Source organism: Arthrobacter sp. MMS18-M83 (assembly GCF_026683955.1).
In the GTDB taxonomy this organism is placed as follows: domain Bacteria; phylum Actinomycetota; class Actinomycetes; order Actinomycetales; family Micrococcaceae; genus Arthrobacter.
In genome coordinates this window covers 970,963-985,010 of the sequence record NZ_CP113343.1, presented here as the reverse complement: position 1 = coordinate 985,010, position 14,048 = coordinate 970,963, and the positions used below count along the sequence as shown (strand labels likewise).

The window sequence follows — 14,048 nt, the reverse complement described above, 5'->3', positions numbered from 1 at the left end:
CTTGTTACTTTGTCTGCGCATCCCGAGATGCGGGGACCGGCGTCGGGGCGGCGGTCCGGGCCGCCCTACACGGACCCTGTGTCTTCTAACACCGGCGTTTCGGCACTGTAGGGGCGGATCGGGAGTGTCCGGCCGGCGCGCCTCATGGCGAGGGTGAACGCGACGGCGCGAGCCAGATGGCCACGCCGATGCCGGCGAGAATGCACAGGGCGTAGAAGTGGATGGGCAGCGGTCCGATTCTGATCGCGTTGACCGTATGCGAGGGCAGGTACGCGGGTATGGCGAGCGGGCTCACGGGGTGTCCTCGCGCTTCTCGTGCCGCTGTGCGATGAGCTCGGGTTCGTTGTTCATGTCAGCTTTCGGAGGGCGTCTTCGATGGCGCGGTGGAAGGTGGGGTAGGCGTAGATCATCTCCCGCAGCCGGTTCAGGGATGTGCGTTCGTGGACGGCGAGGGTGAGCATGGAGAGCACCTCGCCGCCGTTGGGGCCGGCTGAGGTGGCGCCGACGAGGATGCCCCGGTCGGTGTCGGCGACGAGCTTGATGATTCCGTGGTTGCCGGCCTTGTGGATCCAGCCGCGGGCCGAGTCGGGTATCTGCGAGATCCCGGTGGCGACGGTCATGCCCTCTTCCCGGGCCTGCTGCTCGGTCAGCCCGACCGATCCGACTTCCGGGTCAGTGAAGGTCACCCGGGGCACGGCATGGTATTCGGCCTTGGCGGCAGTGTCGCCGAGGATGTGGCGGGCGGCGATCCCGGCCTGGTACATGGACATGTGGGTGAAGGCGCCGTGCCCGGTGATGTCGCCGATCGCGTAGACGCCCTCGGCGATGCGCAGCTGCGGGTCTGTGTCGAGGGTGCGGGCGCTGGTGTCCACGCCGATGGAGGCGAGCCCGAGCGCGGCGAGGTCGCTGCGCCGGCCGGTGGCGACCAGCAGCCGTTCGGCGGTGAGTAAGGATCCGCCGGCCTGGACGGTGAACCGGGCCCCGTCGTGGCTGACGGTTTCGGCCGCGGTTCCGGTGTGGACTACGATCCCTTCGGAGGTGAGGACTTCTTCGACGAGATGGCTGGTTTCGGGCTCCTCGAGGGGGAGGAGGCGGTCGAGGGCTTCGAGGACCTCGACGCGGGTGCCGAACCGCGCGAACGCCTGGGCCAGTTCGAGCCCGATCGGGCCGCCGCCCAGGACGATCAGCGATTCGGGTGCCTCTTTGGCGGCGACGGCGTCACGGTTCGTCCAGAACGGAGCGCCGGCAAGACCGGGGATCGGCGGGAGAGCCGGTTCCGTTCCGGTGTTGACCACGATCGCCCTGCTGGCTTCGAATTCGCGCCCGTCCACGCTGACCGTCTTGGGGCCGGCGATCCTGGCGGTCCCGCGGACGAAGCGTCCACCTGCCTTTTCGAAGCGTTCGACGGCGACCGTGTCGTCCCAGTTGTCGGTGGCCTCATCCCGGATCCTCTCAGCGACCGGGCCGAAGTCCGCCGTGACGTCGGCGGTCCCGGCCAAGAATGCGACCCGGCGTGCTTCGGCGAGAGTATCCGCGGCGCGGACCATCATCTTCGTCGGGATGCAGCCGTAGTAGGGACATTCCCCGCCGACCAGGTTCTTCTCGATCCCGACCACTGACAGCCCGGCTTGGGCCAGCTGCGCTGCGGCGGCCTCTCCTCCGGGTCCCATGCCGATGACGATGACGTCAGCTTTTTCTGCCATGTTCAGTTCCTCTCGCCTGTGCTGTGCGGACGGGCCGCTCCGGGTGCCGTCTTCGGGTTGGGGCTTCTCGTGAAGTGACCGGGGTGGTCATGGCCGGTCTCAGGTTCGGCCGAGGATCCGGGCCACGAGGCCCCTGACCGGTGTCTCGTTTGCGGGTTCGGGCTTTCCAGTCTCGAGAACCCGCACGCCTTTCCAGAAGGCGATGTGGTCTTTGATCTCGCGGGCCGTCGGGCTCGGGGCCGGGTAGTACCAGGCGGCGTCGCGGTTGGTCCTGCCGTCGACCTCGAGCGTGTAGTAGCTGGCGGTCCCCTTCCAGAAGCAGACGCTTGTGTGCCCGCTTGGGCGGAAGTACTCGGGGTTGATCGAGCCGGGTGGGAAGTACTGGTTCCCTTCGATCTCGACGGTCCGGTCCGATTCGGCGACTACAGTGCCGTTCCAGATCGCCTGATAGGTCTTGTGCGGGGCGGACATCGTGTTCCTCCTTCATCCTGTTGGGCCAAACGTAGCCTGCGGACCGGGGCTGGTCTGTGATCTGCGTTGCAGAACCGAGGGCCGAGGCGCGGCGGTGAGGCCCGCATCCGAGGTCCGGGGGCGACTCGCCACGGTGCCCTGTCTCCCATGCTGCGGGGCGTCGGCGCCGCCGGAGGGTTGGCGCCGGGGATGTCTGTCAGCCGGCTGTCGCCGGCTCGGGCAAGGGAACGCTTTCGATGATGCGGCAGATCATTGCCTCTTCCCCGCGGGCCTGTCCTTCCCTGGCGGTGCGCCGGACCCGGTCCAGAGATGTGCGTAGCCGGCGCAGCTCGGTCATGGTCCGGTCGAGGCGTTCGATGTGGGCATCGAGCAGTGCGGTGACGCGGCCGCAGGTCACGGCGCCGTCGCGCTGGAGGTCGAGCACGTCACCGATTTCGTCCAGGGTCAGGTCCAGGGATTTGGCCTGGCGGATGAACCGCAGGATCTGCACGTCTTCGTCGGTGAAGATCCTGTATCCGGCGGCGGTTCTTCCGGCCGGGGGCAGCAGACCTTTTGATTCCCAGAGCCTTACGGCTTTCGGGGTTACCCCGGCGGCTTCTGCCGCTTCTCCTACCTTCATTTTCGATTGTTTCCTCCCATGCCCACCGGGTTCCCGGCCAGGTTTCGCTACCCCTTGACTTTACCCCTCGGTCAAGGTTTTAGCATGGTTGCACGACAGGGAACAAGCCCTCGTGGCACAGGAGAGACAGACATGGGCACCAACAGTGAGAGCACATGGAACCCGGGGCCGGCGGTCATCACTTTGCAGGTGGAGGGCATGTCGTGCACCGGGTGCGAGCACCGGATCGGCAACACGCTGCGCCGGGTGGAGGGGGTGCGGGAAGCCACGGCCGATCACACCACGGGTCGGGTCCGGGTCCGCGTCGGCCCGGGAGTGGAACCGGAGACGTTGGCGGCGAAGATCGCTGCGGCCGGTTACACAGTGACGGACGCGGAAACCGGCACGGACACGGGCCCCGGAGAGGAGTTGTGATGAGCACCGCGACGAAGGACAGCCCACAGTTATGGGCTTCGGAGCCGGGCGCTGAGCCCGGTCATGAGCGGATCCGGGCCCGGATCGCGGGTCTGCACTGCTCGCTGTGCACGGGAACGATCGAGAAAGCTTTGGGCCGGATGGAGGGGGTCGGCACGGTCGCGGTGTCCCTGACCCACGAGCAGGCTCTGGTCGACTACGACCCGGCGCTGGTGGGCCCGGAACAGATCCTGGGCACCTTGCGCGACATCGGGTACGAACTCTACGACCCGCGCAAGCTGCGCCCCTTCGAGGAAGAGGAAGCAGCCCTGGTCCGGGAAGGCCTCCGGCTGCTGGCCGCGGTGGCAGCAAGCTTGACCGCGATCGGGCTGATAGCGGCCGTGACCGGTGTGCTCTCGGTCCTGGTCCCGGCCACGGTCGTGGCACTGATGGTCCCGCTCTCCTACGCGCTGCTGCGCCCCTCGGGCAGGGGCCGGGCCCTGGCCGGCGCCGCCGTCGTCGCCGCCCCGGGGGTCGCGGCCCTGGCCCTGCGGGCAACAGGGGTGCTGGCGGAGCCGGTGATCAGCTTCGCCGCCGGGGTGCTGGCGGCTTCCGCGGTGTTCGTGATCGGCCCGCACATCCTGCGGATGGCCTACCAGTCCGGGCGGCGGGGCATCCTGAACCAGCACGTGCTGCTGGAGATCGGCGCGTTCGCCGGGATCGCCGGCGGACTGGTCGGTCTGACCGGTGTGTTGCCGGATTACCCGACCGCCGCGTTTTTCGCGGTGACCGTGCTGATCATGAATTACCACATCTTCTCCGAGTGGCTCTCGCTGCTGGTCAAGACCCGGTCGAGTCAGTCGGTGCGCAAACTGCTGGATCTCCAGCCGGACCTGGCCCGCCTGCTCGCCGGTGACGGGACCGAGTCCGAGGTCCCGGTCGAAGAAGTCCACGTCGGGGACCTGGTCCGGGTCCGCCCCGGGGAACGGATCCCGCTGGACGGGCAGGTGCGGGACGGGGTCTCAGCTGTGGATGTGTCCCTGGTTACCGGTGAACCGGTCCCGGCCGACGTCGGTCCCGGAGATCAGGTGGTCGGCGGTTCTATTAATGCCACCGGGGCCCTGTTGGTTCAGGTCACCGCGACGGGGGCCGAAGGGTTCCTGGCCCAGGTCATCCGCCACGTTGAGGACGCCCGCGCCCTCAAGCCCGGGATCCTGCATCTAGTCGACAGGATCCTGCGTGTCTACACCCCGGCGATCCTGGCCATCTCCGCCCTTGCCTTGGTGGGTTGGCTGGCTGGCAGCTGGGCCCTGACCGGGGAACCGGATGTGCGCCGGGCCGTGTTCGCGGCCCTGAGCGTGCTGGTCATGGGTTACCCCTGCGCGGTGGGCATCGCCGCACCGCTGGCGATCGTCCGCGGCGCCGGGACCGCCGCGGATAACGGGATCGTGATGCGCACCGGGGAAGCGTTCCAGACCTTCCGCCAGGTCCGCACCATCGTGCTGGACAAGACCGGGACCCTCACCGAAGGCAAACCCGTCGTCACCGCCGTCGAACCGGCCACCGGCACCGCCGATGATCTGCTCGCGCTGGCCGCGGCGGGCGAACAGCACTCCGAACACCCCCTGGGCCGCGCCATTGTCAACGTTGCCCGGGACAGGGGCATCACACCGGCCCCTGCCGCGGAGTTCGAATCGGTCACCGGCTCCGGGGTCCGGGCCGTGATAGGCGGCGCCGTGGTCCTGGCCGGGTCACCGGCCTTCCTGACCGGTGAAGGCGTAGACGTGTCGGGCCTGGAGCACCGGATCGATCAATGGGAAGCGGCAGGGAACACCGTCATCGGCATTGCCCGGGAAGGGCGTGCCGTCGGGGTGATCGCCCTGGCCGACCGGCTCCGTCCCGACGCCGCCGCGGCAGTTGCTTCGATGCGCGCCGCGGGCCTGGAACCGGTCCTGGTCACCGGGGACAACGAACGAGCCGCCCGCCGCGTAGCCGAACAGACCGGAATCAGCGACGTGCGCGCCGGGGTACGGCCCGAGGGCAAAGCCGTGATCGTGCGCGAACTGCAGGCAGGAGGTACCCGGGTCGCGATGGTCGGTGACGGGATCAACGACGCACCGGCCCTGATGCAGGCCGACGTCGGCATCGCCGCGGGAGCCGGCACGGACATCGCCGTCGAATCCGCGGACATCGTCCTCCTGCGCGAAGACGTCGCCGGGGTGATGGAAGCCCGCCGGATCAGCGACTCCTCCTACCGCCGCACCCGGGCCAACGTGGCCCTGGCCTTCCTCTTCAACGGCATCGGCGTCCCGTTGGCCGCAACGGGCCTGGTCTACCCGGTCTGGGCCATGATCGCGATGGCCGCCTCCGTCACGGCAATCTTCCTGAACTCCATCGGCACCCGGCCCGCCCTGCTCTTCGACGCCATCCGCAGCGTCAAAGCCCGAAGGGGAGGCCCACGGAAGGGCCGAGAACCAAAAACCCCTTGACTTTGACCCCCGGGCAAGGTTTTAGGATGGGGTGGACGATTCCGACCGCCACGGCAAGCGTTCGTCCGGTCAGCGGGGAAAGCCAAGACTGCGGGGCGGAAGAGGTCCGGAGGGAAGGGAACATGACAAAGCAGACAAGGACGATGAACGGGACAAGCGTTCCGGGCCCGCCGGCACCGCACTCCACCTTTGAGGCCGGGAATGCCGGCGAGGGGTGTTCGATCGTTGAGGGGCTCCCGGGCTGTGATGCCGGACCTGCCGGGCGGGCGGCGTTCGTGGTCCGGGAAATCCGCCACGCCCTGGCCCGTTTACGGGCCCGGAAAACCAGCGGAACCCGCACTGAAGCAACCCAGACCGTTTCCGGGGCTGCGGCCGAATCCGAAGGCCTCGGGCGGAGCAACAAGGACCGGAAAGGAAAGCGCGGATGATGCTGCTGCAGACAGCGGGGCAAAGCCTCCTGGAGGCATTTTTCATGTTCTGGGCGACCCTGTGGGCCCTGATCCTCGGGTTCACGCTCTCGGGTGCGGTCCAGGCGTTTGTGTCCCGGCACGAGATGCAGAAAGCCATGGGCGATCACCGGGCCGGGACTGTGGTGCGCACCGGGTTCCTCGGCGCCGCCTCGTCGAGCTGTTCGTACGCGGCGACCGCGCTGGCGAAATCGCTGTTCCAACGCGGCGCGGACTTCACCACAGCAATGGTGTTCATGATCGCCTCCACCAACCTCGTGGTTGAACTGGGCATCGTGCTGTGGCTGCTGATCGGCTGGCAGTTCGCCCTGGCCGAATTCGTCGGCGGGGCGATCATGATCGCCTTATTCGTACTCATCGCCCCGCGGGTCTTCCCCGCCGCCGAACTCGAACAGGCCAGGGAACGGTTGAACGCCCGCGCTTCCGTCAAGGGGCGTTCCGGGGAATCCGACGAGGCCGGACGTCACGGAGTAAACCTGTGGCAGCGGTTGCGGTCGAAGGCAGGCTGGGCCGACGCGGCCGGGTACGCCGTCTCGGATCTGAGCATGCTCCGCCGCGAACTGCTCATCGGCTACCTGGTCGCGGGCATCCTCGCCGTCGCAGTCCCGGCCTCGGCCTACGACGTGGTCTTCTTCTCCGGCCACGGGTTCTGGACGGATCTGGAGAACGTGATCGCGGGCCCGTTCGTGGCATTCATCAGCTTCGTCTGCTCGATCGGGAACGTGCCCCTGGCCGCGGCCCTGTTCAAGGGCGGCCTGGGTTTCGGCGGCACCGTCGCGTTCGTGTTCGCGGACCTGATCGCCCTGCCGCTGGTCATCATCTACGGCAAGTTTTACGGCCGCCGGATCGCGGTCCGGATCCTGTTCTCGTTCTGGGCCGTGATGAGCGTTTCCGGGCTGGTCGTGGACCTGCTCTTCCGTGCACTGGGGATCCCCGCCCCGGCCCGGCCGGTGGAGATCGCCCACACCTCCTTCGAGTGGAACTACACCACCTGGCTGAACATCGCCGCTCTGATCGTGGCCGCTGTCGTGTACTGGCTGTACCGGAACAGGGAACGCTTCGGCGGGATGGAAAAATACGCCAAGGACCTCGTCTGCGGGATGCAGGTCGAACGCGCCCACGCCCCCGCCACCCATCTCCACGGCGGGGCCACCTATTACTTCTGCTCCGACCGCTGCCACGAAAAATTCACCAACGACCCGGAGAACTACATCAACCAGCCCGGCACCGAAACAGGAGCCGCCGGCGCGAGCAAGGGTGCAGACAAGGATACGGCGGTGGATCCGGTGTGCGGGATGGAGGTGGATACCGCCCGTCCGGCCGCCGCGCATGTCCATGACGGAACCAGGTAGTCCTTCTGCTCCCACGGCTGCTGCGACGCATTCGTGAGCGACCCGCAGGCTTTCACGAACGATTGCGCTGACGGAAGCGGTCCAGAGGTCCGTTGCACCCGATCGGGATATTCACTCAGGTCCGGGATTTCGTGCGGTACGGGTGTCCCACCGCGACCGGGAGGGTTAGGGAAAGATGTTTCTTTCCGGTCGTTCTGTGTGCTGGCGCACAGAACATGCTTCAGCGGGAGCCCTAGATTTCAGGTGTCGGCAGTATTCTCCAAGGAAAGGCAGGACCTGATGTCCACTTCATCAAGCGCAGCACACCGCCCGAACGTGCTTGCAACTCCTCTTGGGCGGCGGGCCATCGCCGGTGTGGCCGGTGGTCTGGCCGGCGGCATCGTGTTCGGGATGCTCATGACCATGATGGGAATGATGGGCATGATTGCGTCCATGGTCGGCTCCCAGTCGCCTTGGGTCGGTTGGGGGATCCACCTGGTAATCTCCATCGCCTACGGTCTGGTGCTGACCCTGTTCTTCGCCGGCCGTTTCCTCGCCTCCTACGGCCGGGCCACGGTGACGGGCTTGGTGTATGGGGTTCTTCTGTGGATCATCGGACCGTTGCTGATCATGCCGATGATGCTGGGCATGCCGTTGCTCACCTTCAATCTGACGGTTATGTTGTCGCTGATGGGCCACATGATCTACGGCGTGCTCCTGGCCGTGGTCGCGGTGCGGATCCTGAAGGTCCGGGCGTGAACGAAGACTGCGGCGAGGATGTGGCGTCGGCGCTGACCGGCGACCGCCGCCCTTGGTCCCCGCAGGAGCGTGACGTTTCTCCGCTCTCCCCGGCTTTCGGCCTATCCGATGGGTTCAGTTGCCTGAACGAGGTGGACTTGTTCGCGGACCTCACCGAGGCTGAAATCCAGGCGATGGATCTGATGGCCCCGGCCCGGATGTTCCGCCGTGGGGAACTCGTGTTCAGCCAGGCCCAGCCGGTGACCGCCCTGTTCATCCTCAAGAGCGGCCGGGTCCGGGTGTTCCGTGTCACGGAGGATGGCAAGGCCCTGACGATGGCCATCCTGGAACCCGGTGCCGTGTTCGGGGAGATGACACTGCTCGGTCAGCGGATGTATGACAACTACGCCGAGGCGATCGAGGACTCGGCGATCTGCCGGCTCGATTCGATCGATGTGGAGCATTTCCTGCTCTCGGACCCGCGGATCGCGATCAGGATTTCCCGCCTGCTCGGCGAACAGGTAGCCCGGCTCGAGGAACGCCTCACCGATCTGGCCCTGCGGCCGCTGGCGGCCCGGGTCGCCTCGACCCTCCTGAGCCTCGCCGAAACCGCACCGGCCGGACGCTTCGGGCACGGACGACAGATCCGGCTGACCCATGAACAGATCGCCGGGCTGCTCGGGGCCACCCGGGAGGCTACCAGCAGGATCCTCGCCGAAATGGCCGCCCGCGGCATCATCAGGCAGGGCCGGGGGCGGATCAGCCTCCAGAACACCGCGGCCCTCAGAACCATGGCACGGAGCACCCAATGAGCACGACACACCCGAACGCGGCCGGGCCCGCGGCCACGACGGTCACCGCAAGCTACGCAGGGACCGTCTTGGCCCGTGCGGAGAGAACCGTGTTCCTGGAAGGAAACCACTACTTCCCGCGCGAAACAGTGGACGATAGCGTCCTGGAAAAGAGCTGGGTGCGGACCCTGTGCTACTGGAAGGGCATCGCCCGCTACTACCACGTCCAGGTGGACGGGCACCGGATCAGCAACGCCGCCTGGGCCTACCCCACACCGTCCCCGCTGGCCCGGAAGATCAGGAACATGGTCGCCTTCGACCCGGCCGCCGGGATCCTCATCCGCGAAGACCCGGCATGAACGGCACCGAATCGGATGGCATCGGCATTAACGACCTAAAGTCAGCGTCGAAGGAGGCCCCGGTACGGCACATCAAGCAAACGGACCCCAAGCAGGCCGATGGGCGGAAAGGGCAGACCGGCACCAGGACTGGCCCCGGCCCCGGCCGCGAGAGTGGGTCCGGTGGCCCGGGATGGTGGTGGGCCGGTGTGGCCGGGGGTGTGACGGCGATCCTGTGCTGCGTCGGGCCCACGGTGCTGGCCCTGATCGGGGCGATCAGCGCCGCGACCGCCTTCACCCTGGCCAATGACCTTTACGACCATTGGAACTGGGCGTTCCGGCTGGCCGGACTCGCGGTCACCGGTGCTCTGGTCTGGTGGGTTCTGCACCGCCGGAAAGCCTGCACGGTCGCAGGGGTCAAAAGCGCGTGGAAACGCATCGCTGCGGCCGGCCTCACCGGCGTGGCCACTTATGTTTGCCTTTACTGGTTCACGACCTGGTTAGGACACTTCGCCTCATGAGCATCGAACGCACCACACGCAATGAAGTCTTCATCGAATACACCAAAAGCATCTGCCCGGTGTGCAAGGTGGTTCTGGACGCAGAGGTGAACATCCGCGACGCGAAGGTGTACCTGCGCAAGCGCTGCCGGGAGCATGGTGAGTTCGAGGCCCTCGTCTACAGCGACGCCGACGCCTACCTGGCCTCCGCCAAATACAACAAACCCGGCACCCTGCCCCTGACCACCCAGACCGAAATCGTGGACGGCTGCCCCACCGACTGCGGGCTCTGCCCGGCCCACAAGCAACACGCCTGTCTGGGCGTGATCGAGGTCAACACCAACTGCAACCTCGACTGCCCGATCTGCTTCGCCGATTCCGGCCACCAGCCCGACGGGTACTCCATCACCCTCGAGCAGTGTGCCAGGATGCTCGACGTGTTCGTCGAGGCCGAGGGCGAACCGGAAGTGGTGATGTTCTCCGGCGGGGAACCGACGATCCACAAGAACATCCTTGACTTCATCGATCTGGCCCAGCAACGCCCCATCAACACGGTGAACCTGAACACCAACGGCATCCGCCTGGCCACCGACCGCAAATTCGTCCAGGCCCTGGGAGAACGCAACCGGACCCCGGGCAAGAGCGTGAACATCTACCTCCAATTCGACGGGTTCAACGAACGCACCCACCTGCAGATCCGCGGCAAGGACCTGCGTGAACGCAAACGCCGCGCCCTGGACAACTGCGCCGACGCCGGCCTGTCCGTCACCCTGGTCGCGGCCATCGAACGGGGCCTGAACGAACACGAGGTCGGCGACATCGTCCGGTACGGCATCGAGCACCCCGCCGTCCGCTCCGTTGCGTTCCAGCCCGTCACCCACTCCGGCCGGCACATCGAATTCGACCCGCTGACCCGGCTGACCAACCCCGACGTCATCGGATTCCTCACCGGCCAGTGCCCGGACTGGTTCGTCAAGGACGATTTCTTCCCCGTCCCGTGCTGTTTCCCCACCTGCCGCTCCATCACCTACCTGCTCGTCGACAAGACAGAAGACAGGACCACGGTGGTGCCCATCCCGCGGCTGATCGACCTGGACGACTACCTGGACTACGTCACCAACCGGGTCATGCCCGACCCGCGGGTCCGGGCCGCACTCGAAACCCTGTGGAGCGCCTCGGCCGGGATGGGGTCGGAGACCACCGCACGGTCCCTGGCCGCCGCGACCGCGGAACTGGAGTGCGCCAGCTGCGGGATCGACCTTCCGGCCGCGGTCAAGGACCTCAACGACAAGGCGTTCATGATCGTCATCCAGGACTTCCAGGACCCCTACACCCTGAACGTGAAACAACTCATGAAGTGCTGCGTGGAGGAAATCACCCCCGACGGCCGGCTCATCCCGTTCTGCGCCTACAACTCCGTCGGCTACCGCGAACAGGTCCGCTCCGCGATGTCCGGCGTCCAGGTCGCCGACGTCGCCCCCAACGCCGCCGGCATCCAGAACCTCCTCGCCCCCACCGTCTACGGGTCCAAAACCGCCGCAGGCAGCCCCTCCGGGGCCGCCTTGAGCAGCGGGGAAACCTCGGGTACCGGGCAGACGAATCTGGGTATGCCGGCGGTGCGACGATGACCACCGATATTCCCGTAAATGCCCGGGAAGTCAATGCCGAGGTGGTCAAGGCCTGCTGCGCGGCCGGTTACGGGGCAGACGCGGTCACCCTGCTTCTGGGGGAAAGTTATCATCCGGGCGGCGCCGGGCTCACCCGCCGCCTCGCCCGGGCCCTGGACCTGGCCGCATCCTCTGTCGTTCTTGATGTGGCCTCCGGGCGGGGCGCCAGCGCGCTGCTCCTGGCCACCGAACACGGGTGCACCGTCCACGGTGTGGACCTCGGCGCCCGGCAAATCAACCAGGCCACCGGCGCGGCCGCCGAAGCCGGCCTGGGCGGGTCCGTGTCGTTCACCCTCGCCGACGCCGAAAACCTCCCCTTCCCGGACCGCACGTTCGATGCGCTGATCTGCGAATGCGCGTTCTGCACCTTCCCCGACAAGGAACAGGCCGCCCGCGAATTCGCACGTGTCCTGGCACCCGGGGGCCGGGCCGGCATCACGGACGTCACCGTCACGGGCGTCCTTCCGCCGGAGCTGCGCACGCTCACCTCATGGATCGCCTGCATCGCCGATGCCCGCAGCACCGCGGACTACGGTGCGCTGCTCACCGGCGCCGGGCTGGTGGTGGAGCGGATCGAAGACCACAACCATGCCCTGGCCGGCATGCTGGACCGGATCGAGGCCCGCCTCAACGCGCTGGCCATGACCGCCCCAACCCTCCTGGAGGCAGCGAACGCCGACCCCGCCGCCATCCGCCCCTACCTTGCGGCCGTGCGCCGGGCAGTGGACGCCGGAGCCATCGGCTACACCCTGATCACCGCCAGCAAACCCCTGTGCGGCACGTCCACGGAAGTCCCCGGCAACCCGACCACACTGGCAGCGGACAGGATCCGGTCTTGAGCAGAACCGGCCCCGAACCATCCTGCCGCCCGGGACCAACGCACCGTGAACCAGCCACAGCATCGATGAACCAACAGAAGGAGACACCATGGCCCGCATTCCCGTCCACACCGTCGCCAGCGCCCCCGAGGAATCCAAAGAGATCGCCGGGAAACTGGAAAAACGCATGGGCAAACTGCTGAACATCCACGCCGAAATGGCCCACTCACCCGTGGTGATCGCCGCCTACCACGGCATTTCCCAGGCCATCGCCGCCCACGGGACCTTCGACGCCCGCACGAAGGAAGCCATCGCACTGGCCGTGGGCAACCAGAACGGCTGCGACTACTGCCAGGCCGCCCACACTGTCTCCGGCCGTAAAGCCGGGCTGACGGAGGAACAGATCCTCGCGATCCGTGCCGGCGAAATAGACTTCGATGCGAAACTCGAGACCATCACCGAGGTGGCACGCCAGGCCGCCGCCCGAACCGGCGACGTCTCCGACGCCCTCTGGCAGGCAGCATTGGAAGCCGGCTGGACCGAGTCGGAACTGGCCGAAGCCTTCGCCCATATCGCGGCGAACCTGTTCACCAACTACTTCAACCACTACGCCCGCACCGACCTGGACCTCCCGTCCGCGGAACCACTGACCGCCTGAGAAACCGGAATCGCCAACCCTGGACCGGCCGGCAGCGCGCCGCCGGGCGGCATGGACCCTTGGATCAAGACCGGCCGCCCCTGCGGCCGGGGAAGGAGCACCACCATGAATACCCCGCACCCCCGACCGGCGGTCGCCCGCCTGGCAGTCCTGGCCGCCGGGACCCTGTTGACCCTGGCCCTGGCATCCTGCGGCACGGGCGGCAGCCCGCTGTCCAACGCCTCCACCGGGACCGCGGCCCAGGGCGGCCCGCTCGTGGTCGGCTCCGCGAACTTCCCCGAGAGCGAGACCCTGGCCAATATCTATGCCGGTGCACTGAACGCGGCAGGCATCAACGCGACGACCAAACCCGGTATCGGATCCCGCGAAGTGTATGTCAGGGCCCTTCAGGACGGCTCCATCGACCTGGTCCCGGACTACAGCGGCAACCTGCTGCGTTACGCGGACAAGAACGCCGCCGCCGTCAGCGCGGCAGACGTGATGAAAGCCCTTCCCGGAAAACTTCCCGCAGGGCTCGCGGTTCTGGACGCGGCCAGTGCCGAGGACAAGGATTCCATCGTCGTCACCGAAGCGACCGCGGCGAAATACGGGCTCAAAACCCTCACCGACCTGGGCCGTGTCTGCGACAGGATCGCCCTGGGCATGCCACCGGAGGCACAGGACCGTCCGCAGGGCCTGCCCGGCCTGAAAACCAAGTACGGGTGCGTGCCCAAACAGTTCGTCCCCTTCAGCGACGGCGGGGGTCCGCTCACCGTCAAAGCGCTGCTCGATGACACGATCCAGGCCGCCGACGTGTTCACCACGTCGCCGCTGATCAGCCAGAACCATCTGCTCACCCTGGAGGATCCTTTGAACAACTTCGCCGCCCAGCAGGTGGTTCCCCTGGTCCGGGCGGACCGGGTCGACGCCAAAGCAGCCGAGGTGCTCAACAAGGTCTCCCGCGCACTGACCACCGGAGACCTGCTCAGGCTCAACGAACAGGTCTCCGGCAACGCCAAACAAAACCCGGCCGACGCAGCCGCAGCCTGGCTCAAGGACAAAGGCCTGACCCGCTGATCAGACCGG

The 14,048-nt window shown here is 67.1% G+C and carries 16 protein-coding genes; 12 read left to right on the top strand and 4 right to left on the bottom strand.

The genetic code is table 11. The features are described 5' to 3' along the window. Nucleotides 1-142 precede the first annotated feature (142 nt). The 4 genes from OW521_RS04660 to OW521_RS04645 all read right to left on the bottom strand — a co-directional run bounded on the left by OW521_RS04660 (nucleotide 143) and on the right by OW521_RS04645 (nucleotide 2,793). Nucleotides 143-295, bottom strand: coding sequence for a hypothetical protein (locus OW521_RS04660; RefSeq protein ID WP_326494006.1), 153 nt, complete (start codon nucleotides 293-295; stop codon nucleotides 143-145). Nucleotides 296-347: 52 nt separating this feature from the next. Further along, the gene (locus OW521_RS04655; RefSeq protein WP_268023368.1) at nucleotides 348-1,703 is read right to left on the bottom strand and encodes a dihydrolipoyl dehydrogenase family protein; all 1,356 of its coding nucleotides are present in this window, start codon (nucleotides 1,701-1,703) and stop codon (nucleotides 348-350) included. A 99-nt stretch (nucleotides 1,704-1,802) separates the two neighbouring features. Then, complete coding sequence (locus tag OW521_RS04650; protein WP_268023366.1) at nucleotides 1,803-2,174, bottom strand: DUF427 domain-containing protein; 372 nt, start codon at nucleotides 2,172-2,174, stop codon at nucleotides 1,803-1,805. Nucleotides 2,175-2,370: 196 nt separating this feature from the next. Next, complete coding sequence (locus tag OW521_RS04645) at nucleotides 2,371-2,793, bottom strand: heavy metal-responsive transcriptional regulator (RefSeq protein WP_268023364.1); 423 nt, start codon at nucleotides 2,791-2,793, stop codon at nucleotides 2,371-2,373. A gap of 132 nt (nucleotides 2,794-2,925) precedes the next feature. On the opposite strand from OW521_RS04645, the gene OW521_RS04640 reads away from it, so the two are divergent. From OW521_RS04640 to OW521_RS04585, 12 genes are all read left to right on the top strand, one after another. After that, a complete protein-coding gene (locus tag OW521_RS04640; protein ID WP_268023362.1) occupies nucleotides 2,926-3,207 on the top strand; it encodes a heavy-metal-associated domain-containing protein in 282 nt (93 codons plus the stop codon). After that, complete coding sequence (locus OW521_RS04635) at nucleotides 3,207-5,675, top strand: heavy metal translocating P-type ATPase (protein WP_268023360.1); 2,469 nt, start codon at nucleotides 3,207-3,209, stop codon at nucleotides 5,673-5,675. Before OW521_RS04640 ends, OW521_RS04635 begins: the two co-directional genes overlap by 1 nt. Nucleotides 5,676-5,797: 122 nt before the next feature. Beyond that, on the top strand, nucleotides 5,798-6,103 hold the full coding sequence (locus OW521_RS04630; RefSeq protein ID WP_268023358.1) for a hypothetical protein: 306 nt from the start codon (nucleotides 5,798-5,800) through the stop codon (nucleotides 6,101-6,103). Then, a complete protein-coding gene (locus tag OW521_RS04625; RefSeq protein WP_268023356.1) occupies nucleotides 6,100-7,494 on the top strand; it encodes a permease in 1,395 nt (464 codons plus the stop codon). Before OW521_RS04630 ends, OW521_RS04625 begins: the two co-directional genes overlap by 4 nt. Nucleotides 7,495-7,773: 279 nt before the next feature. Then, nucleotides 7,774-8,232: a hypothetical protein gene (locus OW521_RS04620; protein WP_268023354.1), complete on the top strand. Its 459-nt coding sequence runs from the start codon at nucleotides 7,774-7,776 to the stop codon at nucleotides 8,230-8,232. Further along, a complete protein-coding gene (locus tag OW521_RS04615) occupies nucleotides 8,229-9,023 on the top strand; it encodes a Crp/Fnr family transcriptional regulator (RefSeq protein WP_268023352.1) in 795 nt (264 codons plus the stop codon). The genes OW521_RS04620 and OW521_RS04615 overlap by 4 nt, the downstream gene beginning before the upstream one ends. Next, the gene (locus tag OW521_RS04610) at nucleotides 9,020-9,361 is read left to right on the top strand and encodes a DUF427 domain-containing protein (RefSeq protein ID WP_268023350.1); all 342 of its coding nucleotides are present in this window, start codon (nucleotides 9,020-9,022) and stop codon (nucleotides 9,359-9,361) included. The genes OW521_RS04615 and OW521_RS04610 overlap by 4 nt, the downstream gene beginning before the upstream one ends. Continuing rightward, a complete protein-coding gene (locus tag OW521_RS04605) occupies nucleotides 9,358-9,861 on the top strand; it encodes a hypothetical protein (protein WP_268023349.1) in 504 nt (167 codons plus the stop codon). The genes OW521_RS04610 and OW521_RS04605 overlap by 4 nt, the downstream gene beginning before the upstream one ends. After that, nucleotides 9,858-11,468, top strand: coding sequence for a radical SAM protein (locus OW521_RS04600; RefSeq protein ID WP_268023348.1), 1,611 nt, complete (start codon nucleotides 9,858-9,860; stop codon nucleotides 11,466-11,468). The genes OW521_RS04605 and OW521_RS04600 overlap by 4 nt, the downstream gene beginning before the upstream one ends. Next, nucleotides 11,465-12,346 carry a methyltransferase domain-containing protein gene (locus OW521_RS04595; protein ID WP_268023346.1) on the top strand — a complete coding sequence of 294 codons (882 nt, stop codon included), beginning with the start codon at nucleotides 11,465-11,467 and terminating at the stop codon, nucleotides 12,344-12,346. The genes OW521_RS04600 and OW521_RS04595 overlap by 4 nt, the downstream gene beginning before the upstream one ends. Nucleotides 12,347-12,434: 88 nt before the next feature. Further along, nucleotides 12,435-12,983, top strand: coding sequence for a carboxymuconolactone decarboxylase family protein (locus tag OW521_RS04590; protein ID WP_268023344.1), 549 nt, complete (start codon nucleotides 12,435-12,437; stop codon nucleotides 12,981-12,983). A 105-nt stretch (nucleotides 12,984-13,088) separates the two neighbouring features. After that, nucleotides 13,089-14,039, top strand: a complete 951-nt coding sequence (locus OW521_RS04585; RefSeq protein WP_268023342.1) for an ABC transporter substrate-binding protein — start codon at nucleotides 13,089-13,091, stop codon at nucleotides 14,037-14,039. The last annotated feature ends 9 nt before the right edge of the window (nucleotides 14,040-14,048 follow it).

Excerpts from the sequence above, each read along its gene's own strand:
- OW521_RS04655 (WP_268023368.1), bottom strand. The coding sequence starts at position 1,703 with ATGGCAGAAAAAGCTGACGTCATCGTCATCGGCATGGGACCCGGAGGA.
- OW521_RS04650 (WP_268023366.1), bottom strand. The coding sequence starts at position 2,174 with ATGTCCGCCCCGCACAAGACCTATCAGGCGATCTGGAACGGCACTGTA.
- OW521_RS04645 (WP_268023364.1), bottom strand. The coding sequence starts at position 2,793 with ATGAAGGTAGGAGAAGCGGCAGAAGCCGCCGGGGTAACCCCGAAAGCC.
- OW521_RS04640 (WP_268023362.1), top strand. The coding sequence starts at position 2,926 with ATGGGCACCAACAGTGAGAGCACATGGAACCCGGGGCCGGCGGTCATC.
- OW521_RS04635 (WP_268023360.1), top strand. The coding sequence starts at position 3,207 with ATGAGCACCGCGACGAAGGACAGCCCACAGTTATGGGCTTCGGAGCCG.
- OW521_RS04630 (WP_268023358.1), top strand. The coding sequence starts at position 5,798 with ATGACAAAGCAGACAAGGACGATGAACGGGACAAGCGTTCCGGGCCCG.
- OW521_RS04625 (WP_268023356.1), top strand. The coding sequence starts at position 6,100 with ATGATGCTGCTGCAGACAGCGGGGCAAAGCCTCCTGGAGGCATTTTTC.
- OW521_RS04620 (WP_268023354.1), top strand. The coding sequence starts at position 7,774 with ATGTCCACTTCATCAAGCGCAGCACACCGCCCGAACGTGCTTGCAACT.
- OW521_RS04610 (WP_268023350.1), top strand. The coding sequence starts at position 9,020 with ATGAGCACGACACACCCGAACGCGGCCGGGCCCGCGGCCACGACGGTC.
- OW521_RS04605 (WP_268023349.1), top strand. The coding sequence starts at position 9,358 with ATGAACGGCACCGAATCGGATGGCATCGGCATTAACGACCTAAAGTCA.
- OW521_RS04600 (WP_268023348.1), top strand. The coding sequence starts at position 9,858 with ATGAGCATCGAACGCACCACACGCAATGAAGTCTTCATCGAATACACC.
- OW521_RS04595 (WP_268023346.1), top strand. The coding sequence starts at position 11,465 with ATGACCACCGATATTCCCGTAAATGCCCGGGAAGTCAATGCCGAGGTG.
- OW521_RS04590 (WP_268023344.1), top strand. The coding sequence starts at position 12,435 with ATGGCCCGCATTCCCGTCCACACCGTCGCCAGCGCCCCCGAGGAATCC.
- OW521_RS04585 (WP_268023342.1), top strand. The coding sequence starts at position 13,089 with ATGAATACCCCGCACCCCCGACCGGCGGTCGCCCGCCTGGCAGTCCTG.